17 protein-coding genes are annotated in these 26,588 nt (G+C 66.1%); 6 read left to right on the forward strand and 11 right to left on the reverse strand.

Annotated features, from left to right (window positions below):
* Positions 1-21: 21 nt before the first annotated feature.
* The 8 genes from NMG10_RS07925 to NMG10_RS07960 all read right to left on the reverse strand — a co-directional run bounded on the left by NMG10_RS07925 (position 22) and on the right by NMG10_RS07960 (position 16,000).
* Positions 22-738 (reverse strand): DUF2063 domain-containing protein, encoded by a 717-nt coding sequence (locus NMG10_RS07925; protein WP_254464125.1) that lies wholly within the window; start codon positions 736-738, stop codon positions 22-24.
* Positions 731-1,564, reverse strand: a complete 834-nt coding sequence (locus NMG10_RS07930; protein WP_254464126.1) for a DUF692 domain-containing protein — start codon at positions 1,562-1,564, stop codon at positions 731-733. The genes NMG10_RS07925 and NMG10_RS07930 overlap by 8 nt, the downstream gene beginning before the upstream one ends.
* Positions 1,565-1,658: 94 nt before the next feature.
* Positions 1,659-2,150: an EF-hand domain-containing protein gene (locus NMG10_RS07935; protein ID WP_110733818.1), complete on the reverse strand. Its 492-nt coding sequence runs from the start codon at positions 2,148-2,150 to the stop codon at positions 1,659-1,661.
* A 167-nt stretch (positions 2,151-2,317) separates the two neighbouring features.
* Positions 2,318-2,878, reverse strand: a complete 561-nt coding sequence (locus NMG10_RS07940; RefSeq protein WP_203652377.1) for a DUF4174 domain-containing protein — start codon at positions 2,876-2,878, stop codon at positions 2,318-2,320.
* Between the two features lie 205 nt (positions 2,879-3,083).
* On the reverse strand, positions 3,084-7,553 hold the full coding sequence (locus NMG10_RS07945; RefSeq protein ID WP_254464127.1) for an NEL-type E3 ubiquitin ligase domain-containing protein: 4,470 nt from the start codon (positions 7,551-7,553) through the stop codon (positions 3,084-3,086).
* A 94-nt stretch (positions 7,554-7,647) separates the two neighbouring features.
* Positions 7,648-12,090, reverse strand: coding sequence for an NEL-type E3 ubiquitin ligase domain-containing protein (locus tag NMG10_RS07950; RefSeq protein WP_254464128.1), 4,443 nt, complete (start codon positions 12,088-12,090; stop codon positions 7,648-7,650).
* A 77-nt stretch (positions 12,091-12,167) separates the two neighbouring features.
* Complete coding sequence (locus NMG10_RS07955; RefSeq protein ID WP_254464129.1) at positions 12,168-14,528, reverse strand: DNA polymerase II; 2,361 nt, start codon at positions 14,526-14,528, stop codon at positions 12,168-12,170.
* Positions 14,529-14,794: 266 nt separating this feature from the next.
* A complete protein-coding gene (locus NMG10_RS07960; RefSeq protein ID WP_254464130.1) occupies positions 14,795-16,000 on the reverse strand; it encodes an MFS transporter in 1,206 nt (401 codons plus the stop codon).
* Positions 16,001-16,114: 114 nt separating this feature from the next.
* On the opposite strand from NMG10_RS07960, the gene NMG10_RS07965 reads away from it, so the two are divergent.
* Positions 16,115-17,026: a LysR family transcriptional regulator gene (locus tag NMG10_RS07965; RefSeq protein ID WP_203652372.1), complete on the forward strand. Its 912-nt coding sequence runs from the start codon at positions 16,115-16,117 to the stop codon at positions 17,024-17,026.
* Here the strand turns inward: NMG10_RS07965 and NMG10_RS07970 are convergent.
* The gene (locus NMG10_RS07970) at positions 17,007-17,927 is read right to left on the reverse strand and encodes a LysR substrate-binding domain-containing protein (RefSeq protein WP_203652371.1); all 921 of its coding nucleotides are present in this window, start codon (positions 17,925-17,927) and stop codon (positions 17,007-17,009) included. The two genes, NMG10_RS07965 and NMG10_RS07970, sit on opposite strands and share 20 nt — an antisense overlap.
* Before the next feature lie 189 nt (positions 17,928-18,116).
* On the opposite strand from NMG10_RS07970, the gene NMG10_RS07975 reads away from it, so the two are divergent.
* From NMG10_RS07975 to NMG10_RS07995, 5 genes are all read left to right on the forward strand, one after another.
* Positions 18,117-18,893, forward strand: coding sequence for a YqcI/YcgG family protein (locus NMG10_RS07975; RefSeq protein ID WP_203652370.1), 777 nt, complete (start codon positions 18,117-18,119; stop codon positions 18,891-18,893).
* Positions 18,894-18,895: 2 nt separating this feature from the next.
* A complete protein-coding gene (locus NMG10_RS07980; RefSeq protein WP_232855540.1) occupies positions 18,896-19,528 on the forward strand; it encodes a LysE family translocator in 633 nt (210 codons plus the stop codon).
* A gap of 26 nt (positions 19,529-19,554) precedes the next feature.
* Positions 19,555-20,655 (forward strand): hypothetical protein, encoded by a 1,101-nt coding sequence (locus tag NMG10_RS07985; protein ID WP_232855541.1) that lies wholly within the window; start codon positions 19,555-19,557, stop codon positions 20,653-20,655.
* Positions 20,656-20,747: 92 nt separating this feature from the next.
* Positions 20,748-21,473 (forward strand): sel1 repeat family protein, encoded by a 726-nt coding sequence (locus tag NMG10_RS07990; RefSeq protein WP_203652369.1) that lies wholly within the window; start codon positions 20,748-20,750, stop codon positions 21,471-21,473.
* A gap of 128 nt (positions 21,474-21,601) precedes the next feature.
* Complete coding sequence (locus NMG10_RS07995; protein WP_203652368.1) at positions 21,602-22,099, forward strand: DoxX family protein; 498 nt, start codon at positions 21,602-21,604, stop codon at positions 22,097-22,099.
* 121 nt (positions 22,100-22,220) lie between these two features.
* Here the strand turns inward: NMG10_RS07995 and NMG10_RS08000 are convergent, their stop codons facing one another.
* Complete coding sequence (locus NMG10_RS08000) at positions 22,221-25,376, reverse strand: efflux RND transporter permease subunit (protein WP_254464131.1); 3,156 nt, start codon at positions 25,374-25,376, stop codon at positions 22,221-22,223.
* 15 nt (positions 25,377-25,391) lie between these two features.
* Positions 25,392-26,588, reverse strand: a complete 1,197-nt coding sequence (locus tag NMG10_RS08005) for an efflux RND transporter periplasmic adaptor subunit (protein ID WP_254464132.1) — start codon at positions 26,586-26,588, stop codon at positions 25,392-25,394.

The following is a 26,588-nucleotide window of genomic DNA, read 5'->3' on the forward strand; positions in this document are numbered from 1 at the left end:
CAGATGGCGCCCCTTCTGTTTTTACGGCACCGCGCGCTGCACGGTCCCGACAATGATGCCCTGCTCGCGCAATTGATGCAGCAGGTGCAACCCCTGCTGCAGATGCTGATCGCCCAGCGCGCGCAAACGCTCGCGGCCGGTGCCGGGCAGGCCCATCAGCAGCTGCCAGGCCAGCGGCGCCAGGCGGGCGAAACGTACCTGCAGGTCGGCGTCGCGGTAGACCAGCAACAGGGTAGGCTGCTCCGGCGCTTCGCTCGGCTGGTGGTCCGGGCCGATGCGTTCCACCGGCCAACGGTAGGCCAGTACCCGCGCCACGCATGACAGCAGCGGCTCGCCTTCGAGCAAGTCGCCGCCCGGGTCGTGCGGCGGATCCTCGGCATCGCTCAGGTACAGCTGCGCCTCGATCCATTCATGGTGCGCCAGTTCCAGCTGCCAGGGCGTATCGGGCTCGATACCCTGCAGGTAGTCGAGGAATGCCTCGGCGACTTCGGTGAACAGTGGTGTCTGGCTGCGGTAATGGGCGTAGAAATCACGCACCCGCGCATGCCAGCGCTGATCGCCCAGGGTCCGGCGCAGCACCGGAAAGCTGCCGGCCAGCAGTCCTTCGATGGCGCCGTAGAACAGCTCGCGATAGACCTTCAGGCGCCGTGCCTCAATGCCGGGCGGCGGCGGGTTGGCGGCCGGGTCGCGCAGGTGGCGCGCCAGGGTGAACTGCTGGGTGCGCAGGGTCTCAGTCATGGCCTGGCGCTCCGTGGGCACGTTGCAGGCTGCGGATCCGCGCCGTTTCAGCCAGCAGTTCGGCCAGCGGCGGGTAATTGAAGTCGCGCTCGAGCACGGTGGGCTGCGCCCCGAAGCGTCGGCAGGCGTCGGCGAACAACGCCCAGACATCCTCCTTGACCGGCGCGCCGTGGGTATCGACTTTCAGGTCCGGTGCCTCGTCGTAATGACCGGCCACATGCATGCTCACTACCCGCTCGCGAGGCAGGCCGGCGAGGAAGGCCCGTGCGTCGTAGCGGTGGTTGCAAGCATTGACGAAGACATTGTTCACATCCAGCAGCAGGTCGCAGTCGGCCTCGTCAAGCACGGCGCGGACGAAGTCCAGTTCGGGCATCGCCTGGTACGGCGCGGCGTAATAGCTGATGTTCTCCACGGCGATGCGCCGGCCAAGTACGTCCTGGACCTGGCGGATGCGTGCGGACACATGGTGGACGGCCTCTTCGGTGAAGGGAATCGGCATCAGGTCGTAGAGATGGCCGTCGTCGCTGCAATAGCTCAGGTGCTCGCTGTACATCCGCACCTGGTGGCGGTCGAGGAACTGTCGGGTGCGCTCGAGGAACCTGCGGTCCAGCGGCGCGGTACCGCCCAGTGACAACGACAGGCCATGGCAGGCGATGGGAAAGCGTTCCGCCAGGCGCGCCAGGCCCTGGCCGAAGGCGCCGCCGACGCCGATCCAGTTTTCCGGGGCGCACTCGAGAAAGTCCACCGCATCCGCCTCCATCGTCAGCAGGTCGGACAGCAGGCCACGGCGCAGGCCGAGGCCGGTGTGCAATTGGGGTTGGGGCATGATCGGAGGGCTCCGTGGGGCGTTGAACGGCATCGCGGGGCCAGCCCGCTCCCACAATGTCATGCGTGGGAGCGGGCTGGCCCCGCGACAGGCTTCAGGACTTGCCGGTCAGGTGGCTGAACAGCCCATCAGGCATGGCCTTGCCGTTGGCCTTGTAGATCGCTGCCAGGTGATCGTGGGCCTCCTGCTCGGAAATGAAGCCGTCGTGGTTGCGGTCGATCTTGTCAAAGTCAGCCGCGCGGTCCTTGGCCACGGCCAGGAACTCTTCGCGGGAGACCTTGCCGTCGTGGTTGCTGTCGGTGCGGGCGAACGAGGCGTCGCCACACTTGCCCTCACCGCACTTGCCCTCGGCTCCGGCCTTGGCGCTGGCGCCACACTTGCCTTCACCGCATTTGCCTTCGCTCTGCGTGGCCTTGCCGCCGGCACCGCACTTGCCCTCGCCGCACTTGCCTTCGCCCGGGGTCTTGGCGGCGGCCAGCTGGTAGCCCTGGGCCAGGGGTTCTACGGCAAAGGCACTGTTGCCCAGGACCATGCCGCCGAGCAGGGTGGCGCCGAGCAGGCCGAGGGTTTGACGGGTCGTTTTCATGGTGTCGCTCCACTGTGGTTGGAAAGTGGAGCCATTGAGCCGCAGCGGTGTGTCGCGGATGTATCGAGGCAGGCGATGTTTTGTATGCCAGTGGGTCGCGGCGAGGCACAGATACACAGAGATACACGAACGGCCCCCTGATCACGCAGAGGGCCGTGGCAGAGGTGTCAGTCCTCCAGCGGCTTGGGTGGTGCGGCAGGTTTGGCGGGCTTCGCAGGCTTGGCCTTGCTGTCCTTTGCCTTGGGCTCGGCGGGCGCGGCGGCGACGGGCTCGGGAGCGATGACCGCCTTCTCGCTGGCCGGCAGTTCGTCGACCGCCTTGAAGATCACCTGCGGGTCGAGCTTCGCGCCGCTGTCGTCGTCCTTGAGCATATGGCGCTCGCCGTCCCTGCCCACCAGGATCACCTTGGTGCCCTTGCTCGCGCCCAGCTTGAGCTCGCGGATCAGGGCCATGGTGGTCTGCTGCTCGAGGTTCTTGTCCTCACGCTTACCCATCATCTGGGCCACGCTGTACAACACCAGGCCACGCTCCTTGAATCCGGCCTGGGTGGCGGGATCTTTCAGCGCCTCTTCCAGGCCGCGCAGGGTCGGGTCGGCCGAACTCGGGGCAATGACCACCAGTGGCCTGGCCTTGCCCAGTTCCTTGGCCAGGGGCGCGTCGCTGTCGGCGGCATACAAGGGGCCTGCTACGGCGAGCAAGGTGGCGAGGGTCAGTAACCGGACGAGCATGGGCATCTCCTTATTCTCTCGATAAAACCAAAGACTGCGGATCAGGGAGAAAGATCCGACGCGGGAGCCTAAACCACCCGGATAGACCGGTGCTTGGGCTAAAGGTAACTTGCCATTACCGGATCCATCCTGACTGGCCGTTGCCTCCCGGAAACCGTCTACGGCTGAGCTGAGCATAGTTCAATGCCCGCGCCCGTGAGGCCCGTCAATGCAGCGGCACCTGCCAGCTAAGCGCGTTCCTGGCCAGCGCCTCGCGGGTCAGCGCCACCAGGGTGTCGTGCTCGCGCCGCAGGAACCGTGCATGCAGACGGTCAATTGCCTCCTCCGGGGCATCCAGGGCCAGCAGGTCGTCCAGGGTGTCGTGGTCGGCCTGGGGAACCCGCAGGCGTTCGGCAAAGGTCGTTTCCAGGTATTGCCGCCAGAAACGCAGGCCCACCATCCACTCGCTGATCGCATTCTCGGTCTGCGCCGCCCGGATCCAGTTGCGCGCCCAGGCGAGGTCTGCCGGTTTGAGGTTGGCCACGCCACGGTAGAGCATGTTGCTGAGCTCGACCGGCAGGTCCAGCTCGTCGCGCAGGTCGATCCGATAGGCCAGCGCCACCTCCAGTGACTCCACGCCCGCGGTGGGCATGAGTTCGGCGTGGGTCCAGGCCAGTTCGTCGAGTCGCTGCAGGCGCCAGAGCTGGCCGCCCAGGTGCAGCAGGGCCTGTTCGCGCTGGCCCGGCAGCGTGCCCTGCTCGGCCTGCCAGACCTTCAGGCGTACCTCCAGATCGCTGAAGCGGAACGTCGCGCTGTCTTCGCAGCGGGTCACCGCCGAATTGGCGAACAGTTCCTCGCGCAACGCCGGGCTCTCCTGCATCGCTTGCAGCATGCGCAACAGCCGGGCGCCCAGGTAGCGGGCGCCAAACTCGCTGTGAAAGTCAGCGGAGTCGGTGAGTTCGGCCAGCAGGTTGAAGAATTCCGCGGAATTCACCTCACTCTCCAGCTGAACCCAGACCGCGGCCATGTCATCGCGCACGTCCCCGCCTACCAGGTCGAGCCAGCGCAACTGATAGGGCACCCGGGTCTGAGAGACAGGGTGCCAGGTGTTCACCGCGTCCGCATTCGCGGCCAGCAGATTGCCGAACAACCTTACCCTGCCCTCGCGCCACAGGGGTGACTGATGCAAGCCCTCGGGCAGTACCTCGATGCCGTTGTCACTGAGGTCCAGGGTATGCAGGCGCGGGGCCTGCAGTGCGCCGTCGGGCAAGGCGGTCGCCTCGGTGCGGCTGAGCAACAAGGCATTCAGGCGCGGCATGCCACGGACGGAAAACGACCTGCGCAGCGGGTTGTGCGACAGGTTCAGGTAGATCAGCGCCCTGCAGTTGGCCAGGATCCGTTCTTGCTCGGCATCCAGGGTGATGCGGTTGCCGGACAGGTCGAGCACTTCAAGCTGCTCGTTGAGCGCTGACGGCAACTGCTGCAGCTTGCAGTGGGTAATCTCCAGTGTGCGCAAGTTGGGGAAGGCCCGCAGGAACGCGTCCGGGACCTCACGCAGCCGCATGGCCCTCAGCGCCAGGCTCGACACATGGGGAAAACTGACCTGGGCAGGTAGGCTCGGCAGTTGCCGCAGGCGGCTGCGGGTCTGGGTCAGCAGGTAGCCTCCGGTCGGCAGCGCACCATTGGCCTGCTCGGGAACCAGGAACCGCCAGCAGTCCATCAACCCGCGCCCCAGGTCGCGTCGCGCCTCCCATTCGCTCGTAGCGAACGCTTTGCGCTTCCAGGTGGTCAGTGTCTCCTGCAGCAGGGCATGCTGCTGTTCCAGTTCACCCAGCGTGGTATCGGCATCCCGGCCGCTCTGCTGCAATTGTTCGAGCCATTGCTGGAGCTGGGTATCGCTGTACGCCGGATACAGATCGCGCAGTCTGGCCGTCAATGCGCGCGGCCGGTTGTTGCTGATGCCCAACCAGCGGCGCCAGCCGCTGAGTGGATAACCGAGGCGACCGTCCTCGAGCCGTTGCGGGGCCATGAACGAAACCGGTGCGCGATCCAGGCCCAGTACGCTCGCGACGGACTGACGTTGCTGCAACGCCTGCCGGGCCAGCGCCGCCTGCAGGGACTCGGCGAACGGCTCAGCAATACCCATCGCCGCCCGCTGACCAGCGTCGTAACCCTGTGCCAGCACCGCGAACAGCTCACCCGGCTGGTCGATGGCCGCGCCGTCGTGGTCGGCAAGCTGGAAGACACCGGTGCGATGCACCAGTTGCAGCTCTCGCCCCGTGCCCGAGGTGCTGAGCAATGGCTCGCTGGCGGCGCCATCGTAAAGCCGCCAGGCCGGTGCGGTGGCCGCGCCAGGCATCTTTTCGAGCAGCGCCAGGACCACCCTGGCCAGATCGAGGTTCTGCGGGGTATCGAAGGTCAACGCCTCCAGCACCCTGGCCAGGCGAATGCGCCGAACCCGGGTGCTGGCCGCCAGGGCCATTGCCACTGGTACCCGGCGCTCATCGAGCAGCCGTTGCCGGTCGCTGTCGCTGGCCTCGCGCAGCAAGGTCTGCGCGGCCGGCCGATGCAGGCTGGCGAAGTCCCGTCGCAAAAGCTGGGTGGACTCGGTATCGACATTCTGCTCATCGTACAGCTGTCGGAACACGATCCGGCGGTCGTGCCACAGTTGCCCGGCCAACGCCTGGTCGCTCATCTCCCCGGCTCCCGGCAGGCCTCTGGCCTTTTCCAGCACCGCCAGGTCAACCACCTGGGCGCCTGCACGCAGTTGAGTTGTCACCTCCCGGATCCGCTCGGCCAGCTCCATGCGCGCCACCGTATCGGTCAACTCCGCCTGCGCTGCCCTGCCATACACGTGCAAACCTCGCAGTTGTCCGGCATCCATCCCATGGATCGCCATGGCCTGGTCTACCTGCGCATCGTCCAGGCGCTCGAACGCACCGCCCAACCGGCGAAACATCCTGTGTCGGTTATCCCACTCGCTCGGCGACTCGCTCCACAGCCGCCAGGCGCCAGCGTCGTTATGGCGCAGCAATGGCCCGTGGCCCTGGTGCGGGCACAACTGCCATTGCTCGTCACTCGCCCGCAGACGCACCGGGTAGTAGTGCCCCTCCATGCGGATCCAGCGCTGGTTGCCCAACTGATAGACGCCCTGCTCGTCCACTTGCGCGGCGGCAGGCGGCGCGTCACTGCGAAAGGGCGTGAGGTCGCCGCTCCACAGTTTCTCGCTGCCATCCTCCAGCCGTGCCGGCAGCAGTTCGTCCACCAGGCTCCAGGCTCGACGCAGCACCACCACCCCGGCCACCGTCGCCCCAACCAGCGCGGTACTCTTGCCTACCGTCAACAGGTGATCCAGGGCGGCATTGGTGTCGCCTTCGCGCCAGTCCTCGACGGCCTGGAAGGTCTCCTTCAACAGATCCCAGGCCATCACCGCCAGCAACGCGATACCGACCTGGGGTATGAACAAACCGGCCAGGCCAAGCAAGGTCCAGCCTTCGGCCGCCAGGCGCTTGTCGTGCTCGGCCTGCAACGCCCGATCAAGCCGGGCCACGGGTGGCGCGATCATCGCGGCGTCGTCCTTGATCTGGGCGATACGGGCGCTGGCCAGATGCTCGAACAATGCGCCAGAGTAGGCGTGCATATGCTCGTCGAGGTCCCGGGTTGCCCAGTCGGCCAGATTACCCACACGCTGCTGGACACTTGAGAAGAACACCTGGCAGTCACGCCTGCGCACAAAGCGTGCGAAGAAGCGCTGGTATTCGACCTTGCGCAGGCGCTTGCCCAGCACTCGCCGGGCAAAGTCCTCCAGGTCGTCACGGGCACTCCAGGGGCCGTGGGGGTCGTCTGGGATGTACACCAGCACGCGCTTGCTGGTATCGCGCAACCAGCCCTTGTCGATCACATCCAGCACGACGATCTGCTGCAGCTCGCAACCGAATGCTTTCATCTGTTTGGCGATCACCGGGGCACCGGCAAGCGTGCCCGGTTTCCCATCGTGATAGAGGCCAATGATCAAGGCCAGTTCGGCATCACTCAGCACGCCTTCGACCCTGGCCTTGCAGGCATCGATCAGCAGGTTGGCTTGCTGTGATTGCCTGAGCAGCACCTTGACGTTCTGCCCGGCGACATCCGACCCCAGCACTTCGTCGAGATGGCGTTGATACTGTGCGCCCAGGTCGAGCGTCCGACACAAGCTGGCAAAGCCCTTGGCGTCCACGCCAGACAGGACCTGCCCCGCTTCGTCGACCACCGCACTGTGCCGCGGCTGTCCGTTGGCGCCAGCTTCTTGCGCCGTGAAGTTGCACAGGGCCGCTTCGAGCAAAGGGATCTCGTAGTTACTCGACCCCTGAAGTGGATAGCGGCCGGCAATCAGGCCAGGTTCGTTGGCAAAGTGGAAATACTGTCGGCGAAAAGACAAGTCATCGACGGGCTGGACGACACCATGGCGGTCGCCCAGCGCTTGCTGCAACAGCGGCCTGGCAAACTGGTCGATAGCCTGGATCCGCGTCAGCGCCATGCTCAATCCCTGACGACAGCGCAGGCTGGTCTTGAGCGCCTCGCCCAGCACGGCGAACTGTGCCGGGTTCAGGCCACTCAGCCACGGCGGCAGGCGCCGGGCGATCAGTTGGTCCTGGTAGGCCTGCTCCATGGCCAGCGTATCAATGCTTCCTGCTGACCTTTTGACTGCGCTGTCCATGTCGTTGCTCCGGCTCGCAAAGGTATAGGAGCCTATCCGACGCATCGGCTTGCCTGGCGCTAGCTAATTACCACCTTCACGCATTCCAGTTTGCTCATGAAGCGCCCAGCGATATTGTCCTGGCCCGGCCCATGGCTTCGCGGGTCAACTGCAGCATCACCTCATGCTCCCGTTGCTGGTTGTCGATATGCAGGCGCGCGATCTCCTGGTCCCTGTCGCCAAGTTCCATGAGCCGCTGAAGCTCTTCATGCATACCTGATGGCACCCTGAGCCTGCGGGCGTAGTTGGCCCGCAAGTAGTCCTGCCAGTATGGTTGCCTGGCCAGGTACTGGGCCAGGTTGTTCGCCGATTGCTCGGCGATGACCGCATGCGTGGCATTGTGCAGGTCCCAGGGAGTGAGGTTGGGAATGCCAAAATAGAGCATGTCATCCTGCTGGATCGGCAGGTCGAGCTTGCTGCGCAACGCAATGCGATAGGCCAGCGCGAACTCGATCGACTCGCTGCTCGCGCCCGCCCTGAGCGCATGCTCAGCCGCGAACTGATCCAGCACGTTCATCCGCCAGAGCTGCCCACCCAGGTGCAGCAGCGCCTGTTCCGGCTGACGTGCCAGTTCGCTGTGTCGCGCCCGCCACACCCGTACACGCAGTTCGAGGTCTGTGAAGCGAATCGTTGCGTTGTCCTGGCAATCAGTCACGGCTGCGTTGTCGAACAACTCCCGCTTGAGCACAGGGTCTCGGCTCATGAATTCGAACATGTCCAACAGGCGCACCGCGAAGTTCCTGGCCAATGGCGCCGACTTGAAGTTACCCGATGAAGTCAGCGCGGCCAGCGTATTGAAAAAGTCGGCAGAACCCTGTTCCGTTTCCAGTTGCGTCCACAGGGCAGACATCTCGTCACGCCTTTCGACCGGCACGACATCCAGCCAACGCAGGCGGTAAGGCACGCGACTGGCTTCCAGCCAATGCCATCGACTCAAAGACTCCGGCGCTGCGGCGAACAGGTTGCCACGCAGGTTCACCCTGCCCACCCGCCACAGATTCGACTGGTGAAAATCCTCAGGCAAGTCGTAAAGCGCGTTGTCCCTGAGGTCCAGTGTGTGCAGCTCCGGGCTGTCCATGACGCCGTAGGGAAAGGTGTCCAGCTGGCTGGCTTGAAGGTGCAAGGCATTGAGCCTGGGCATGCCGAAGACCGAAAAACTCCTGCCCAGTGGATTGAACGAGAGGTTGAGATACACCAGCGACTGGCAGCTGGCCAGGACCAGGGTTTGCCCCTCATCCAGGGCGATCTGGTTGCCCGACAGGTCGAGCACCTCCAGCTGCCCAGTGAGGGTTTCCGGCAGGGGCAGGCGCCTGAGCCGACAGTGGGTGATCTCCAGGCTGCGCAAATTGGGAAATGCCCGCAGAAAGTCATCCGGAATCGACTCCAGGCGCATGTCATGCAGCCCGAGAATCGAGATATGGGGGAAGCTGACGGACGACGGGATGCTCGGCAAGCGCTGCAGCCGACTGCGGACCTGGAACAACATGTAGCGTTGCGACTCCGCCAGGCCGCCTTCCAGTTCCGGTACCAACCAGCGCCAGCAGTCGATCAGACCCTTGCGAAAGGCACGCCGGGCCAACAGTTCGAATGTGGGAAATGCACCTCGAACCCACAGGTTCAGGTGGTTGTTCAGTACGTTGTATTGTTGCTCCAACGCGTCCAGGCGCGCCTGTGCGTCCTCTCCTTGAAGCCATCGCCCGATCTGCTCGTCGCTGAACGCCGGATAGAGGTCTCGCAGCCGTGCCTGAAGGGCCCGCGGCGGGCGCTGACCCATGGTCGCCCAGAATCTGCCACCGCTCAACGGATAGCCTACCCTGCCGTCACCAAGCGGCAACGGGGCCAGAAACGCACCGTTTGGCTGATCCGCGCCCAGCCAGGTCGCGATCAGGGTCCGCAGGCTGCCGGCATCCGCCGCCAGTCGTGCGCGCAATGCGGGCGCATGGGGTTCGTCAAGACCCAGCGAGGCCCACTGCTCATTACCGTAGGCTTTGCCCAGGATGTCGAAAAGCTCGCCCTCGGTCGCCAAGGGCTCAGCGCCTGCCACACGACAGCTGAACACGCCATTGCGGTGGATCAGATCGAAAGGTGTTCCACGCCCCGCGATGCTCACCAACGGCTGGTCTGCATCGCCATCGTACAGCCGCCAGCCGGGCCTGGTCGCAGCCCCCTGCAATCGGCCGAGCAGATTCAGGACGACCCGTCCGAGGTCCAGTGTCTGCGGCGTATCGAATAGCAGCGCCTCGTACACGCGCGCCATACGGATGCCCATGACCTGGCGCCTGGCCGACTGGGCCATGGACAACGGCACCCGCCGCGTATCCAACAATGCAGCCTGGTCATCGGCACTGGCCGTACGCCAGACTTCATCTGCCGCCAGACGGTGCAGACTGGCGAAACTGCCGCGCAGGATCGAACTGGCTTCGGTATCGGGAAAATCCGAGTCATACCATTGCTGCAGCAGGACACGGCGCTGACGCCATACCACATCGGCCAGGGACTGACCGTCCTGCCCCTTTGCCCCAGGCAGACCGCGTGCGCGCCGAAGCAACGTGGCGTCGGTGACGGCCGCGCCACTGCGCAACTGCTGAGCCAGTTCCCCGATGCGGCTGGCCAGCAGGATGCGGCTGGCCGTATCGGTCACTGCCGCATCCGGGCGCCGGCCATAGACATGCAAGGCCCGCAGGTGATCTTCCTGCAAATCGTGAATGGCCATGACCTGGTCGATCTGCTGTTCATCGAGCGAACTGAACGGCCTGCCCAGCCGGCGAAACATCATGTGCGAACCGCTCCACTCGGCCGGTTGCTCGTGCCAGAGCCGCCAAGCCCCGGCATCGTTGTGACGCAGCTGCGGGCGGTGTCCGCGATAAGGCAATAGTCGCCAAGGCTGGCCAGCACGGTCCTGGCCGACCCGATACCAGTGCCCCTGCATCTCGACCCAGCGGCTCGCTCGATGCCGGTGGATACCCTGCTCGTCGATGACCGCGTCGCTCGGCGGCCCTTCGTCGCGGTAGGGCTGCAGGTCACCGTTCCACAGCTTTTCACTGCCATCGTCCAGCCGCGCCAAGACCAAACGGTCCACTTTGCTCCAGCCGCGGCGAACCACGGTGACGGTTGCGGCAGTCGCCGCCAGCGTCACCACGCCCTTGCCAACGTTCAGCCAGTGTTCGAGGGCGGCATCACGCTCGTCGTTGCGCCAGTCGTCGATGGCTTGAAAGGACTCGCGCAGCAACTCGTAGACCATCAGCGCCGCCACCGCCGCGCCAAGCAATGGCACAAACAGGCCGGCCACGGTCAGCAACATCCAGCCTTCGGAGCGCAGGCGCCTGTCGTGTTCGGCCTGCACCTGACGGTCCAGTTGCGCCACGGGCGGGGCGATCATTGCGGCATCGTCCTTGATCTGTGCAATCCAGGCCTGCGCCAGATGCTCGAACAGCGGCAGCCGGTAGCCTGTGGTCTGCTCATCGAGATCGCGGGTCGCCCAGCCCGCCACGTCATCCAGGCGCTCGCTGACCGCCGTAAAGACCCGGTGGCTGTCACGACGGCGCACGAAACGGCTGAAGAAACGACGGTAGTCATCCTTGCGCAGTCGCTGCCCCAGCACGCGACGCGCATACTCCTCAAGATCGTCACTGACGCTCCAGGCGCCCAGTGGGTCGCCCGGCACGTACACCAGCACTCGCTTGCTGGTATTGAAGACCCACCCCTCATCGATGACATCCAGCACAACGACACGCTGCACCGGGCAACCGAAGATCTTCAGTTGCCGGGCATGGACCGGCGCACCCTCCAGACTGCCAAGCTTGTCATCCCGACACAGCCCGATCACCAATTGCAGCTCGGCCTCGCTCAGCCCTCCCTGCGCCTTGGCCTGCAAGGCGTCGGCAAGCATGCTGCTGCGCAGGAACTGCGCCAGCAGTGTCTTGACACTGTATGCGTCGGTGCCTGCAAGCAGAACCGAATCCAGGTGATCCTGATACTGCTGCCCCATGTCTAGCGCTCGACACAGTCTGGCCAGGGTCAACGCGGACAGCCCCGGCTGACGAACGCCTTTGCCATCGACCACGGCATTGCGCCGAGGCTGTTGCCAACACTCGGATTCAGTGAAGTTGTAGAACGCGGACTCCAGCACCGGCATATCGTAGTAGTCGCTGTCCGGAACGAGCACACGACCTGCCAGGTAGCTGACCGTGTTTGCCTCATAGACATACCAGCGCCGAAAGTACATAGCCGCGGGGTCAAGATTGCCGTGAGCTTGGAGCGCCTGTTGCAGCAATGGCTTGCTGAAGACATCGATATGCCTGATCCGGGCAAACGCGGCCGAAAGCTTTTGCTCGCAGTCCAGGAGCCTGCGCAGGGCATCACCGAGCAGCGTGAACTCGGACTCGCTCAACCGCGTGACCCAGGCTAGCAGCCGTTTGGCGATCAGTTGGTCCTGGTAGGCCTGGGCCACGGCCAGGCTATCGACTGCAACCGATGGCTGCTGGTTACTGCTCTGCATGCTGACCTCCATAGTGCGTGGAGGCCCGAGGCTAGGCAAAGCGAGACGCTAGCAATGATTAGATAGCTACCACCCACTCAGAACAGCAGCAGTTGCCGATCAGTCAGACGGGTGAAGTCATCGTTGACGAACGGCAGGATGGCATCCGCCACCGGCTGCAGCTGGCGGCTGAGGTAGTGCTGGTAGTCGATCGGCGCCTGCAGGTCCTCCAGCGGCTGCGGGCCGGCGGTGGTGATCAGGTAGCTGATCCAGCCGCCGCGCTGGTACTGCAGGGGCCGCCCGAGACGGCTGTTGTACTCGTCCGCCAACCTTGCCGCACGCACATGCGGCGGGACGTTTCGCTGGTAGTCGGCCAACGGCCTGCGCAAGCGCTTGCGGTAGATCAGCAGTTCATCCTGCTCACCGGCCAGCGTGCGTTCGACGTAGCCGCGCACGTAGTCCCGGTACGGCTGGCCCCGGAACACCCGGCCATAGAGTTCCTGCTGAAACTGGCGAGCCAGCGGCGACCAGTCGGTGCGCACCGACTCCAGGCCCTTGTAGACCATCTCCTCGCTGCCATCGGCGCGGCGCACCAGACCGGCGTAGCGTTTCTTGCTGCCCTCGTCGGTACCACGGATGGTCGGCATGAGAAAACGCCGGTAGTGGATTTCGTACTGCAGCTCCAGGGCGCTTTCCAGGCCCAGGGTGTCGGCCAGGTGCCGCTGCCACCACTGGTTGACCTCGGCCACCAGTTCGCGGCCAATGCGCGCTGCGGCGTCCTCGTCGTGGGCGTCCTTGAGCCAGACGAAGGTGGAGTCGGTGTCGCCATAGATCACATCAAAGCCCCGCGCCTCGATCAGCGCCCGGGTCTGGCGCATGATCTGGTGCCCGCGCATGGTGATCGACGAGGCCAGGCGCGGGTCGAAGAAGCGGCAGCCACTGGAGCCGAGCACGCCGTAGAAGGCGTTCATGATGATCTTCAGTGCCTGCGAAAGCGCCGCGTTGCCTGCGCGCTTGGCCGCCTCGCGCCCCTGCCAGACACGCTCGACGATGGCCGGCAGGCAATGCTGGCTGCGCGAGAAACGGCCACCGCGAAAGCCCTCCACCGAGTGCGCGTCATCCGGCTGGCGCAGGCCCTCGACCAGGCCCACCGGGTCGATCAGGAAGGTGCGGATGATCGAGGGGTACAGGCTCTTGTAGTCAAGCACCAGCACCGAGTCGTACAGCCCGGGCCGTGAGTCCATGACGAAACCGCCCGGGCTGGCCTCGCCCTCGCCGCCGACGAGGTTCGGCGCGACATAGCCCAGGCGGTGCATGTACGGGATGTACAGGTGGCAGAACGCGGCCACCGACCCGCCGCTGCGGTCCACGGCCAGGCCGGTGACCGAGGCGCGTTCGAGGAGGAAGTCCAGCATGCGGGTATGGGCGAAGATCCGCGTCACCAGTTCGCAGTCCTTGAGGTTGTAGCGGGCCAGGGCCGGCTTGTCCTCGGCGAAGCGGCGGTTGATCTCGTCCATGCGCTGGTACGGTGTATCGATGGCCTTGCCCTCGCCCAGCAACTGCTGCGCGACGCTCTCCAGGCTGAACGAGGGGAAGCTCCAGGTCGCCGAGCGCAAGGCCTCGATGCCGTCGATCAGCAATCGGCCGGGGGCCTCGGCGAAGAAGTGGCTGCGGCTGCCGTGCTCGCGCAGGTGCATCGGCGCGCCGTCGCGGCCCAGGCACAGCGGCACATTGAGGCGTTGGGCGTGCTCGTGCAGCAGGCGCAGGTCGAACTGCACCAGGTTCCAGCCGATGATCGCATCGGGGTCGTGGCGGGCCAGCCACTGGTTGAGGCAGACAATCAGCTCGGCGCGATCGGCGCAGTAATGCAGGTCGAAGTCCAGCTCGCCCGCCTCGCCGTTGGCCGGGCCAAGCATGTAGACCTGGCGCTGGCCGCAGCCTTCCAGGGCGATGCTGTAGAGCTCGCCGCGTTCGCTGGTCTCGATGTCCAGCGACACCAGGCGCAACGGCGGGCGGTAGTCCGGGTCGGGCTTGAGCTGGGCATCGTGCAGGACGCCCTGGCTGTCGGGGCGGCCATCGAAAAGCACCGGGGCGGTGATGAAGCGCTCCATCAGGTAGCGCTCCGGGGGGCGGATGTCGGCTTCGAATACCTCGACGCCGGCGGTGCGCAGGCGCTTTTCAAGGGCGATCAGCTGGCGGTGCTGGCGGCAGTACAGGCCCATCACCGGACGCAGGTCAAAGTCGCGCAGTTGCAGCGGCTTGAGTTCGACGCCCTGTTCGTCGGCCAGCAGCGCCCGGGCGTGGGCAGCCTGGGCCGCGGGAATGAACGCCACCGAGGGCTGCGCGGCCAGGCGCAGGCGCCGTGGGCCCTGGTCGGTGGCCAGCCAGAACTCCACGCAGGTGCCTTCGGGCGTGTCATGCCAGTGGCGGGTCAGGACGAAGCCTTGTTGCAACGGCACTGCGGGGACCTCGGATCGCGGCTTTTCTGATATAGGCGGATTGTACCGTTCCTCCTGGCATAAAGGGGTGTTTGCAGGCCTGGCCCTATCGCGGGGCAAGCCCGCTCCCACGCCCAGCCATGCCCTGCCCCTTGTAGGAGCGGCCTTGTGCCGCGAAAGGGCTGCGTAGCAGCCCCAGGATCTCAGTGTTGATGGAAGATCGCCGGGGCCGCTTCGCGGCCCTTTCGCGGCACAAGGCCGCTCCTACACGCTTGCGTTCCCCCGGGCTAACGTGCGCCCGCGACGAACCCGGTCCGCCGCCCGCTCAACACCAGCAGCCACGCCAGCGCCACCAGCCCCAGCACCACCGCGCCAAACGACCCGACCCCGGCGCCGACCAGCAGCAGCCCGCCAATGATCCCGCCCAGGGCGATCGCGCTGTTCCACACCGTCACCAGCATCGACTGCGCCACATCGCCGCCCTCGCCCGCCGCATCGGCGCAGGCGGTCTGCAACAGCGTCGGCGCACCGCCGTAGGTCATCCCCCACAGCGCCACGCTGACATGCACCAGCCAGGCAGCGCCCTGCGCCTGCCCCAAGGCCAGGGTCGCCAGGGCGAACCCGGCCAGGCACAGCAACACCAGCCCGCGCAGATGACGGTCGACACCCAGGCCCACCAGCACGATGCCGGCCAGCGAGGCCAGGCCGAAGGTCATCAGCACCTGGCCCACCTCGGCCGCCATGCCCGCCGTCGCCAGCAGCGGCACGATGTAGGTGTAGAGGATGTTGTGGCCGAGGATCCACGCCAGGATCACCAGCAACACCCGCGCCACGCCCGGCGTGCGCAGCACCGCCAGCGCCGCGGGGCGCTTGCCGGCGGCCTGGCCGGGGAAATCCGGCACCGCCCGCACCACCCAGACGGTCAGCAGCAACGCCGCGACCGTGACCACCACGAAGGCCGCGCGCCAACCCAACCAGGCGCCGAGCCAGGTGCCGATAGGCAGGCCCAGCGACAGCGCGATGGGTTGCCCGAGCATCGCCACCGCCATGGCCTTGCCCTGCTGGGCCGGCGCCACCATGCGCCGCGCATGGCCGGCGATCAGGCCCCAGGCCAGGCCGGCGGCGGCGCCCGTGAGAAAGCGCAGGCACAATGTCAGGGTGTTGTCAGAGGACAGTGCGGTGAGGCCATTGAACAGAATGAAGCCAGCGATGGCCAGCAACAGCGCGCGGCGCCGCCACCAGCCCTGGGTCAGGGTCACCAGTGGAATGGCGGTGAGCAGCGAGCCCAGGGCATAGGCCGTGACCCACTGCCCTGCCATGGCCTGGCTGATCTGCATGCCGTCGGCGATCTGGTCGAGCAGGCCGGCCGGCAAGGTTTCGCTGAGGATGGCGATGAAGCCGGTCAGGGCCAGGGCCAGCAGGCCGCTCAGGGGCAGGCGTGCGGCGCTGGCGGGGGATGCGGCGACGCTCGCCGTCGGGGAAGGTGAATGCATGGTTGTCTCCGGCTATCGATCAAGGCAGGCATGGTGCGCCGCTGGGGTATTGCGGAAAAAGCCGGGTACAATTCCGATCAGTCAGGACATCGATGTCCGCAATCGGAGTGCAACATGGACAGCCTCAGCGGTTTCATGGTCTTCAACCGGGTCGCCGAAACCCGCAGTTTCGTCGCCGCCGGCCAGTCGCTGGGGATCAGTGCGTCCGCCGTGGGCAAGCGCGTGGCACGGCTGGAGGAACGCCTGGGCGTGCGCCTGTTCCACCGCAGCACGCGGAGCATCACCCTGACCGCCGAGGGCACACTGTTCCTCGAACGCAGCCGGCGCATCCTCGCCGAGATCGAAGCCACCGAGCAGGAACTCTCCCAGGCCAGCGGCGCGCCCCGCGGGCGCCTGCGGGTCAGCCTGCCGCAGGTGACCGGGCTGGTGATGCCGGCGCTGGCCGAGTTCATGGCGCGCTACCCCGAGATCGAACTGGACCTGGACTTCAGCGACCGCATGGTGGATATCGTCGGCGAGGGCTTCGACGTGGTGATGCGCGGTGGCCAGCCGCTGGACTCGCGGCTCAACGCCAAGTTCCTCGGGCACTTCCAGCATCGCCTGGTGGCCTCCCCCGAATACCTGCGCGAGCGCGGCACGCCGCAGCATCCCCGCGAACTGGCCGGGCACAGCTGCCTGCACTACCGCTTCCCCAGCAGCGGCAAGCTGGAAACCTGGCCGCTGCGCCGGGAGCACCCCGAGCAGGACTACACGATCCCCATCTCGATGGTCTGCAACCATGTCGAGACGCGCATCTGTTTTGCCCTCAACCACCGCGGCATCACCTGCCTGCCGGACTTCAGCGTGCGCAAGGAACTGGCGGCCGGCAGACTGGTGAGCGTGCTCGAAAGTTTCATGGAGCGGCGCGGCAGCTTCTACCTGCTGTGGCCATCGGGGCGGCAGATGCCGCCCAAGCTGCGGGTGTTCATCGACTTCATGCTCGAACGGGTGCTGCCGGCCACCGACCTCAGCCGTACAGGTAGCTGATGTCCTTGTGCGACAACCCCGGCACCTGCGCCACCAGGTAGTCGCGCAGCTTGTGCATCTGGTGGGCCTTGGGGCTGGCCTTGAGCCAGGTCATGTAGTAGCCATCGCCAGTGGCCACCGCGTGGGGGAACGGCGTGACCAGGTTGCCCGCGGCCAGGTCGGCGCTGGCCAGCACCAGGTCGACCACCGAGATGCCCAGCCCCTGCTGGGCGGCCGAGATGCCTTGGTCGAGGGTATCGAACACCTGGCCCTGGTCGATGCTGATGTCCAGCGCGTCCATGCGCGCCAGCCAGCGCCGCCAGTCACGCCGGTCCGGCGAGGGGTGGAGGAATTCACAGCTGGAGAGCACCGACAGCTCCGGCCGGGCCTGCTCGAGGTAGCTCGGGTGGCACACCGGGATCAGCCATTCATCGAACAGCTTCAGGCTCTCCACGTCTGCCGCAAAGCGCCCGTTGCCGAGCAGGATGGCGCAGTCATAGGGTTCGGAATAGAAGTCCACCGCGTCGATGTCCATCCACACGCTCGACAACTGCACCGAGCAGCTGTTGTCGACCCGCTTGAAGCCGTCCAGAGCCCGAAGCAGCCAGCGCACGGTAAGCGTGGAAGGTGCCTTGAGGCGCACGCCATAGCGGTCCTGGCGCAGCAGCGCGCAGGCGTTTTCGATAATCTTGAAACCGACCTTGAGCTCCTGGGCCAGCAGCCGGCCGTGCTCGGTCAGGCGCAGCTTGGGGCCGCGGCGTTCGAACAGGTCGCAGCCGAACAGGGCTTCGAGGGTCTTGATGTGGTGGCTGACCGCGCCCTGGGTCAGGGCCAGCTCCTGGGCCGCGCGGGTAAAGGAGCCGTAACGCGAGGCCACTTCGAAGGCGCGCAAGGCGTGCAAGGCTTGAATCCGTTCCGACATGGCGCCTTCCAGAGCATGAGTGAAGCTAATAGTAGGTCATAGATCCAGGCGTTTTACAACGCGGGAACCATCTCGGAAAATGCCGGTAAATAACAATTAAATATAGCAAACCTGCCGAGTTGTAATGAAAACGATCTATTGAACGAGAAGTCCTACTAAACACTGCATACGGATATGCCTGGGGAAATCATGTTTACGGGTTATGGAAACTGCTACCGCCTGGATGCGCTGGAGCTCGCCGATGAACATGTCCAGAACCGCCACCACTGGACGCACAAGACCATAGAACACTTCAAGGAAACCCTCGCCAACCCCGACTTCCCGTGCCTGTTCGGACGCAAGGCGGTCAACGCGCGCACCTGCCACATCGTCTTCGCCCGTGCCGAACGGCTGGCCGACGATATTGCCCGGGGCCTGGGTGACTACATCCGCACCATCGAGCCGATTCCGCTCAAGCAGCGCATCGGCAACCCGCTGCTGGTGTTCCTCGAGACGGCGCCCGACACAACGCTGCAGGCGCAACAGACACTGGCCTGGGATGTGCTGAACCAGGTCCATGCACGCGACCCGCAGCCCTGGCCCGAAGAGGTCCCGCAGGACCCGCACGACACGCGCTGGTCGTTCTGCTTCGCCGGCATGCCGCTGTTCATCAACATGAGCTTCCCCGCCCACCGCTTGATGAAAAGCCGCAACCTGGGCCGGCACATCGCCTTCGTCATCAACCCGCGGGAAAGCTTCGACGAGGTCGCCAGCGCCAGCACCGAAAGCGGCCAGCGCATCCGCGCACGCATCCGCGAACGGGTGCGCCACTACAACGACGGGGTGATGCCCGACACCCTGGGCTTCTTTGGCCAGGACGACAACTTCGAATGGAAGCAGTACCAACTGCAGGAGCCCGGCTCGCCGAGCCCGGCGCGCTGCCCGTTCCATGCCCATGCAACCGCTGCAACCCTCACCGAGAACTGATCGTGAATACCGCACTGACCGCCACCTACGCCCTCACCGTCCTGCTGCTGATCGCCACGCCCGGCCCGGTGGTGGCCCTGATCGTCAACACCGCCGCCGCCTCGGGCTCGCGCAAGGCCCTGTTCACCGCGGTTGGCACCAACTGGGCGTCACTGGTGCTGATCGGCGCGGCCGCCTGGATCATCCTGACCAGCGCGGCCATCGACAAGGCCTGGCTCAGCGGCATGAGCCTGCTGGGCTGCCTGTTCATCGGCTACATCGCCCTTGGCACCCTGCGCGAGGCGCTGCAAGCACCGGTCGACAGTGCCCCGCAGCCATCGGCCAGCGCGCAGCCGGGTCGTGGCGGCCTGTTGCAGGGCTTCATGGTCGGCATCTCCAACCCCAAGGACATCATCTTCTTCATCGCCTTCTTCCCACAGTTCATCCAGATCACCGAGTCGTTCGGCAAGAGCATGGTGGTGCTGTCGCTGCTGTGGATCGCCATCGATTTCGCCGTGCTCAGCCTGTACATCTTCGCCATCGGCAAGATCGCCTCGCCGCGCAGCAACCGTGTGATCAGCCTGGCCTCGGGGGTCGCCCTGCTGCTGATCGCCGGCGTCGGCCTGGCCTACAACCTCAAGGAGCTGGCCGCCTGAGCCAACCCCCAAAAGAAGGAGCGCCCATGACCCCGATCGACCCCGCCGCCACCGGCAGCATGGGCACGCCCGACCCCCTGGCGCAGGACTACCAGCGCTTCCTGCAGTTGGGCAGCCGCCGCGCGCCGCACACGCTATACGTGCACGAGCGCGGCTATCGCTCCGGCACCATCAACACCGATGCCCTGGGCATGCGCTACAGCCATTGCGCCGGCAAGCGCTTCTCGGTGGCCGAGCGCGGTGGCGCGGCGCGGGTCAACCTGTTGGTGGGCGGCTCCACCGCCATGGGCATCGGCGCCAGTTCCGACGAGCACACCGTGGCCTCGTACCTGTCGGTGCTGACCGGCGAGATCTGGCTGAGCCTTGCCGGTTGCGGCCTGAACGCCACCCAGGAACTGCTGATGTTCCTCACCCATCAGCACCGTTTTGGCCAGATCGGTCACGTGGTGGTGCTCAGCGGCCTGAACACGCTGGCCCAGGAGGCCCTCGCCGAGGTGTTGTCCGGCGCACAGGACCCGCACCGGGCGCAGGCCTACCAGGATTTCCTCAACCGCTTCAACGAAGGCGTGCAAACGCCAGGCGAAGCGCGCCGCGAATCATTCTGGCAACGCCTGGGCCAGCTCCTGGCGCCGGCCCGGGAAGCACACTGGCCACAGGTGGAACCGCTATCGAGTCCGGACAAGCGCCTGATCCGCGCCGCCGATGCCGTGGGCCGCACCCTGCGCCAATGGGACCGCCTGCTGGCAGACGGCCACACCACCCTCACCTTCATCCTGCAGCCGCTGCTGCCCTGGTGCCGCGAGGCATTGCCCAAGGCGGAACAGGCCATGCTCGGCAAGCTTGAGCGTCAGCCGTCGAATTTCGACCGTTTGCTCGGCGACACCTTCGACAGCCAGTTGCACATGGCCTTCTTCCGTCGCATCAAGAGCCAGGCCGACCCGGTCCCCTGCTACGACATGAACAGCATGCTCAGCAGTTCGCCGGTGTTCGCCGAGCACCTGTTCGTCGACCGCCTGCACTTCAATGATTTGGGTAACAACACGCTGGCCAAGGTGATCACCGCCAAGCTGGGGTTAGCCCAGGAAAGACAGGCCCTGCGCAAGGTCGCGCCGATCAAGCTGGTCTGATGGCCGCACGCCGGGCTTTCGGGGAACGCACGCGGATGGATAGAATAGGCCGTCGTCGCTCCTGATTTGCCCGAGGCAACCGCGTAACCGCCATGACCATTCCTGCCGTCCCCTCGCTTCTGGCCCGTCCCCGCGCCTGTCTGGTCGCGTCGTTGCCGTTGCTGCTGGCCGCCACAGGCGCCCAGGCCCTGGACGTGAACATCGACCCCCATGCCGACCTGCTCTATCGCCAGGCGTTGCCGCTGCTCGAGCAGGCTGACAGCCAGGACGACGGCGCCAGCCCGCTGCGCACCGCCGGCGGCGACCCCGAGCTCAGCCGCCAAGGCCAGGCGATGGCTCACACGCTGCCAACGGCGGTGGCCCTGCTGAAGAGGTCGGTGGCCCTCGGCCACCCGGTGGCGCAGTACCGCCTGGCGCTGTACTACACCACCTATCTGCCGGCAGGACAGATCGCCGAAGCCGCCTGTCCGTTGCTGGAGGCCAGCCTCAAGCAAGGCTTCGCCCCGCCCGCGCTGGCCATCGCCCACTGGTGTTCGCCCTACAATGCCAGCCCCGCCTACCGCGAGGCCCTGGAGGCGGTGCCCAGCATGGCCACCCTGTACGCCGCCTACTACCCACAGCCGGCCACCCGCCTGGCGTGCAGCCGCACCCGCCCGCAGGGCCTGCAAATGCAGTGGGGGCGCCAGCGCGACTACCAGGCCGAGATCTACCGGCTGCTCGGTGAGCTCGACCCCCGCCAGCGCCAGGCCTTCCTGCAGAAGGCGGTGGACATCAACGGCTGCGCGGCGGCGCAACAGCGCCTGACCAGCAATCGCTGAGCCTCGCTACACAGCGATACATAACCCCATCGCCCCCGACACACTGCCGATACCCCCGCCCTGCACACTCCCGGCCACAACAGCGCGACGGCACCCCGCCGTTGCCGCCTACACCGGGAAGCCTGCCCATGAAAGCCCTGCCACTGTTTGCTGAATGGAAGCTGTTCAACGCCCTTGATCACACCGGCAACTGGAGCGCCGACCTGCCGCTACGCCTGTTCCTGGCCTGGGAGTTCTTCGAATCGGGCCTGGAGAAGTTCAACGGCGCCAACTGGTTCGCCGACCTGCAAGGCAGTTTTCCGTTCCCGTTCGACCTGCTGCCGGCGGACCTCAACTGGCAGCTGTCGATGTGGGCCGAATTGATCTGCCCGCTGCTCCTGCTGCTGGGGCTCGGTACCCGGCTGGCCTCGGCGGTGCTGATGGTGGTGACGGTGGTGGCGATAGCCGCGGTGCACTGGCCGAGCCAGTGGTCGAGCCTGGCGGAACTGGGGCGGGGGTATGCGATCACCGACCAGGGCTTCGGCAACTTCAAACTGCCGCTGATCTACCTGGTGGCGTTGCTGCCGTTGCTGTTGAAGGGGGCTGGCAGGTTGAGTCTGGATCACTGGCTGCGCAGATACCTGTAGGAGCGGCCTTGTGCCGCGAAAGGGCCGCAAAGCGGCCCCGGCGATTGTTACATAAATGCTGAAATCTGGGGCCGCTGCGCGGCCCTTTCGCGGCACAAGGCCGCTCCTACAGGAGATAGCGTTACATACCTTCTGCCTGGTTGTCCTCATCCCGCCGATGCGCCCACTGATACAGGGCAGGCAACACCAGCAAGGTCAGCGCCGTCGACGACAGGATTCCGCCGATCACCACCGTCGCCAGCGGCCGCTGCACCTCGGCGCCGGTGCCCGTGGCCAGGGCCATGGGAATGAACCCCAGCGACGCCACCAGCGCGGTCATCAGCACCGGCCGCAGGCGGGTCAGCGCGCCCTCCTCCACCGCGGCGCGCAGGCCTCGACCTTCCTCACGCAGGTTACGAATGAAGGCAATCATCACCAGGCCGTTGAGCACCGCCACGCCCGACAACGCGATAAAGCCCACCCCCGCCGAGATCGACAGCGGGATATCCCGCAGCCACAGCGCCAGCACCCCACCGGTCAGTGCGAAGGGGATGCCGGTGAACACCAGCAGGCCATCCTTGAGGTTGTTGAACATCATCAGCAGCAAGGCCATGACCAGCAGCAGCGAAACCGGCACCACCACCCGCAGGCGCTCGGCCGCTGACTGCAGCTGCTCGAACTGGCCACCCCAGCGGGTCCAGTAGCCCGGCGGTATCTGCACCTGGTCGATCAGCGTCTGCGAGGCCTGTTCGACGAACGAACCGAGGTCACGCCCGCGCACGTTGGCGCTGACCACCACCACGCGCTTGCCATCCTCGCGGCTGACCTGGTTGGGGCCCAGTTGCAGGTTCAGGGTGGCCACTTGCGACAGCGGGATGAAACCAATCTGCGAAGCACCGGCGGCGGCGCTGGCCGGTACCGGGATCAGCAGGCTGGACAAACCGTCGACATCGGTTCGCAGCGCCTCCGACAGGCGCACCACCATGTCGAAACGGCGATCGCCTTCATAGAGGGTGCCGGCAGTGCGACCGCCCACGGCGATGGCGATGGCGTCCTGCACGTCGCCCACATTCAGGCCGTAACGGGCCGCCTTGTCACGGTCGATATCGATGGTCAGCACCGGTAGGCCGGTGGTCTGCTCGACCTTCACCTCGGAGGCGCCCGGCACCTGCTGCAGGCTGGCGGCGATCTGCGCGGCGGTGCGGTTGAGCACCTCCATGTCGTCGCCGAACACCTTCACCGCGACATCGCTGCGCACCCCGGAGATCAGCTCGTTGAAGCGCAGCTGGATCGGCTGCGACAGCTCGTAGTTGCTGCCCGGCACGCTGGCGGCGGCGCGCTGCACCTCGGCGATCAGCTCATCGCGCGGCTTGCCCGGGTCCTGCCATTGCTCGCGGGGCTTGAGCATCACGTAGGCATCGGAGATGTTCGGTGGCATCGGGTCGGAGGCGATCTCGGCGGTGCCGGTACGGGCGAACACCCGCTCGACTTCCGGCACCTGGGCGATGATGGTCTTCTCCAGGCGCTGCTGCATGTCCACCGATTGCGACAGGCTGGTGCCCGGCACGCGCAGGGCCTGCAGGGCGAAATCACCCTCGCTGAGGCTGGGGATGAACTCACTGCCCATGCGGCTGGCCAGCACGCCGGACAACAGCACAAGGGTGGCGGCGCCGGCGAAGGCCAGGTTGCGTCGGCCCAGCACCCAGTCCAGCACCGGGGCATAGCGACGGCGGGCGGTGCGCATGACCACGCCCTCCTCTTCCTTCACCTTGCCGGTGACGAACAGCGCCAGGGCTGCCGGCACGAAGGTCACCGAGAGGATCATCGCCCCCAGCAGCGCCATCACCACGGTGAAGGCCATGGGATGGAACATCTTGCCCTCGACCCCGGTCAGGGCAAAGATCGGCAGGTACACCACCATGATGATCAGTTGCCCGTAGATCAGCGGGCGGCGCGCCTCGCGGGCGGCGGCGAACACTTCGTGGAAGCGCTCGGAACGGGTCAGCATGCGGCCATGATGCTGCTGAGCATGGGCCAGGCGGCGGATGGCGTTCTCGACGATCACCACCGCGCCGTCGACGATGATGCCGAAGTCCAGCGCACCCAGGCTCATCAGGTTGGCGCTGACCTTGTTGCTGAACATGCCGGTGAAGGTGAACAGCATCGACAGCGGGATTACCATGGCGGTGATCAGTGCCGCGCGAATGTTGCCCAGGAACAGGAACAATACGGCGATGACCAGGATCGCGCCTTCGATGAGGTTCTTCTTCACCGTGGCGATGGCTTTTTCCACCAGGTTGGTGCGGTCATAGACGGTGATCGCCACCACACCCTTGGGCAGGCTGCGGTTGATCTCCTCGAGCTTGGCCGCCACCGCCTGGGACACCGTGCGGCTGTTCTCGCCGATCAGCATGAACACCGTGCCCAGCACCACCTCGCGGCCATTCTCGGTGGCAGCGCCCGAGCGCAGTTCCTGGCCCAGGCCGACCTGGGCCACATGACTGACGCGAATCGGCGTGCCATCGACGCTGGAGATGACGATATTGGCGATGTCCTCGGCCGAGGCCACCTGGCCCGGGGCGCGGATCAGCAACTGCTCGCCGTTGCGTTCGATGTAGCCGGCGCCGACGTTGGCGTTGTTGCGCTCGAGCGCCGCGACCAGGTCGTTGAGGGTCAGCTTGTAGGCCGCCAGGCGCTTGGGTTCGGGAGCGATCAGGTACTGCTTGGCATGGCCGCCGATGCTGTTCACCTCGGCCACGCCCGGTACGTTGCGCAGCTGCGGCTTGATGATCCAGTCCTGGATCACCCGCAGGTCGGTGGCGGTATAGGGCGTGCCGTCATCTTTTAGCGCGCCCTCCTTGGCCTCGACCGTCCACAGGAAGATCTCGCCAAGGCCGGTGGAGATCGGCCCCATGGCCGCCTCGATACCCTCGGGCAACTGCTCGCGAGCCACCTGCAGGCGCTCGTTGACCAGCTGGCGGGCAAAGAAGATGTCGGTACCGTCATCGAAGATCACCGTCACCTGCGACAGCCCCGAGCGCGACAGCGAACGGGTCTGCTTGAGGCCCGGCAGGCCGGCCATGGCGGTCTCGATGGCGAAGGTGATGCGTTGCTCGGTTTCCAGCGGTGAATAGCCGGGCGCGGCGGTGTTGATCTGCACCTGCACGTTGGTGATGTCGGGCACGGCGTCGATGGGCAGTTTCTGGTAGCTGTGGATGCCCACGGCGGCCATCAGCACCACGGCGAGCATCACCACCAGGCGTTGCTCGATGGCGAACTGGATAAGGCGTTCGAACATGAATGGCGTCCCCGGTCAGTGGCTGTGTTCGGCCGAGCCTTTGCCCAGCTCGGACTTGAGGACGAAGCTGCCGGCGGCGGCGACCACGGTGCCGGCGGCCAGCCCTTCGCGCACTTCCACCTGGCCGGCGTCACGACGCCCGGTCTTCACCGGGCGGGCCTCGAAGCCCTCGTCGGTACGGGCGAACACCACGGTCTGCTCTTCCCAGGTCTGCAGGGCGCTTTCCGGCACCACCACGGCGGCGTCGAAACGCTCGACGGTGACCGCGATGTTGACGAACAGCCCGGGACGCCAGGCGCCATTGGGGTTGGCCAGGGTGGCGCGCACGGTGGCGGCGCGGTTCTGCTCGCCGAGCAGGCTGCCGACGTAGTTGACCTTGCCTTCCACCTGGGCACCGAGGTCCGGCGCGCTGACGCTGACGCCACGGCCGCTGACTACCTTGTCCAGGTCGCGCGGGGCCACGGCGAAGGTGGCCCAGACCCGACTCAGGTCAGACAGCGTGAAGGCATTGCTGGTCTCGTCCACCACCTCGCCCACGGTCAGGTGCTTTTCCACCACCACCGCGTCGAACGGTGCGCGCAACTCGTAACGATTGCCCTTGCCGGCCGGCGCCACGGCGGCGACCTTCTGCCCGGCGTTGGCGGCGGCGATCTCGGCCTCCTGCAGCGCCTGGCGGGCCTGCAGGTAGTCCTGCTCGGCGCTGATGCGCTCCTGCCACAGCTGCTTCTCGCGCTCGAAGGTCAGGCGCGCCAGCTCCAGGCGGCGCTGGGCGGCCTGCTGCTCGCTGCGCAGTTCGGAGATCTGCTGGCTGGCGATCACCGCCAGCACCTGGCCGCGCTTGACCGCCTGGCCCAGCTCGGCCTGCACCGACTCGACCACGCCGGGGACGCGGGGCACCACGTGGGCGGTGCGGTCCTCGTCGAAGCGGATCTCGCCGGGGAAGCTGATGGAGGTACCCAGGCTTTGTGGGCCGGCAGTGGCCAGTTGCACGCCGGCGGCCTGGATCTGCTCGGCGGAGAGGTGCAGCTGGCCCTCTTCGTCGGCATGCTCCTCTGCCTTTCCTTCTTCATGGCCATGGCCTTCCTCGCCATGGTCGTCGTGCTGGGCCTGGCCGCTGCCGGCCTTGCCAAGGGTACCGGTCCAGGCCGCGCCACCGAGGCCGAGAACGGCCAGGGCAGCGGCGAGGATGGCGAGCTTGCGTGGGTTGGTCAT

The organism is Pseudomonas sp. DVZ6 (assembly GCF_024259445.1).
In the GTDB taxonomy this organism is placed as follows: Bacteria; Pseudomonadota; Gammaproteobacteria; order Pseudomonadales; family Pseudomonadaceae; genus Aquipseudomonas; species Aquipseudomonas peradeniyensis.

What these genes read in the sequence shown, in the direction of transcription:
- NMG10_RS07925 (WP_254464125.1), bottom strand. Translation starts at nt 738, where the DNA reads ATGACTGAGACCCTGCGCACCCAGCAGTTCACCCTGGCGCGCCACCTG.
- NMG10_RS07930 (WP_254464126.1), bottom strand. Translation starts at nt 1,564, where the DNA reads ATGCCCCAACCCCAATTGCACACCGGCCTCGGCCTGCGCCGTGGCCTG.
- NMG10_RS07935 (WP_110733818.1), bottom strand. Translation starts at nt 2,150, where the DNA reads ATGAAAACGACCCGTCAAACCCTCGGCCTGCTCGGCGCCACCCTGCTC.
- NMG10_RS07940 (WP_203652377.1), bottom strand. Translation starts at nt 2,878, where the DNA reads ATGCTCGTCCGGTTACTGACCCTCGCCACCTTGCTCGCCGTAGCAGGC.
- NMG10_RS07945 (WP_254464127.1), bottom strand. Translation starts at nt 7,553, where the DNA reads ATGGACAGCGCAGTCAAAAGGTCAGCAGGAAGCATTGATACGCTGGCC.
- NMG10_RS07950 (WP_254464128.1), bottom strand. Translation starts at nt 12,090, where the DNA reads ATGCAGAGCAGTAACCAGCAGCCATCGGTTGCAGTCGATAGCCTGGCC.
- NMG10_RS07960 (WP_254464130.1), bottom strand. Translation starts at nt 16,000, where the DNA reads ATGCATTCACCTTCCCCGACGGCGAGCGTCGCCGCATCCCCCGCCAGC.
- NMG10_RS07965 (WP_203652372.1), top strand. Translation starts at nt 16,115, where the DNA reads ATGGACAGCCTCAGCGGTTTCATGGTCTTCAACCGGGTCGCCGAAACC.
- NMG10_RS07970 (WP_203652371.1), bottom strand. Translation starts at nt 17,927, where the DNA reads ATGTCGGAACGGATTCAAGCCTTGCACGCCTTGCGCGCCTTCGAAGTG.
- NMG10_RS07975 (WP_203652370.1), top strand. Translation starts at nt 18,117, where the DNA reads ATGTTTACGGGTTATGGAAACTGCTACCGCCTGGATGCGCTGGAGCTC.
- NMG10_RS07985 (WP_232855541.1), top strand. Translation starts at nt 19,555, where the DNA reads ATGACCCCGATCGACCCCGCCGCCACCGGCAGCATGGGCACGCCCGAC.
- NMG10_RS07990 (WP_203652369.1), top strand. Translation starts at nt 20,748, where the DNA reads ATGACCATTCCTGCCGTCCCCTCGCTTCTGGCCCGTCCCCGCGCCTGT.
- NMG10_RS07995 (WP_203652368.1), top strand. Translation starts at nt 21,602, where the DNA reads ATGAAAGCCCTGCCACTGTTTGCTGAATGGAAGCTGTTCAACGCCCTT.
- NMG10_RS08000 (WP_254464131.1), bottom strand. Translation starts at nt 25,376, where the DNA reads ATGTTCGAACGCCTTATCCAGTTCGCCATCGAGCAACGCCTGGTGGTG.
- NMG10_RS08005 (WP_254464132.1), bottom strand. Translation starts at nt 26,588, where the DNA reads ATGACCAACCCACGCAAGCTCGCCATCCTCGCCGCTGCCCTGGCCGTT.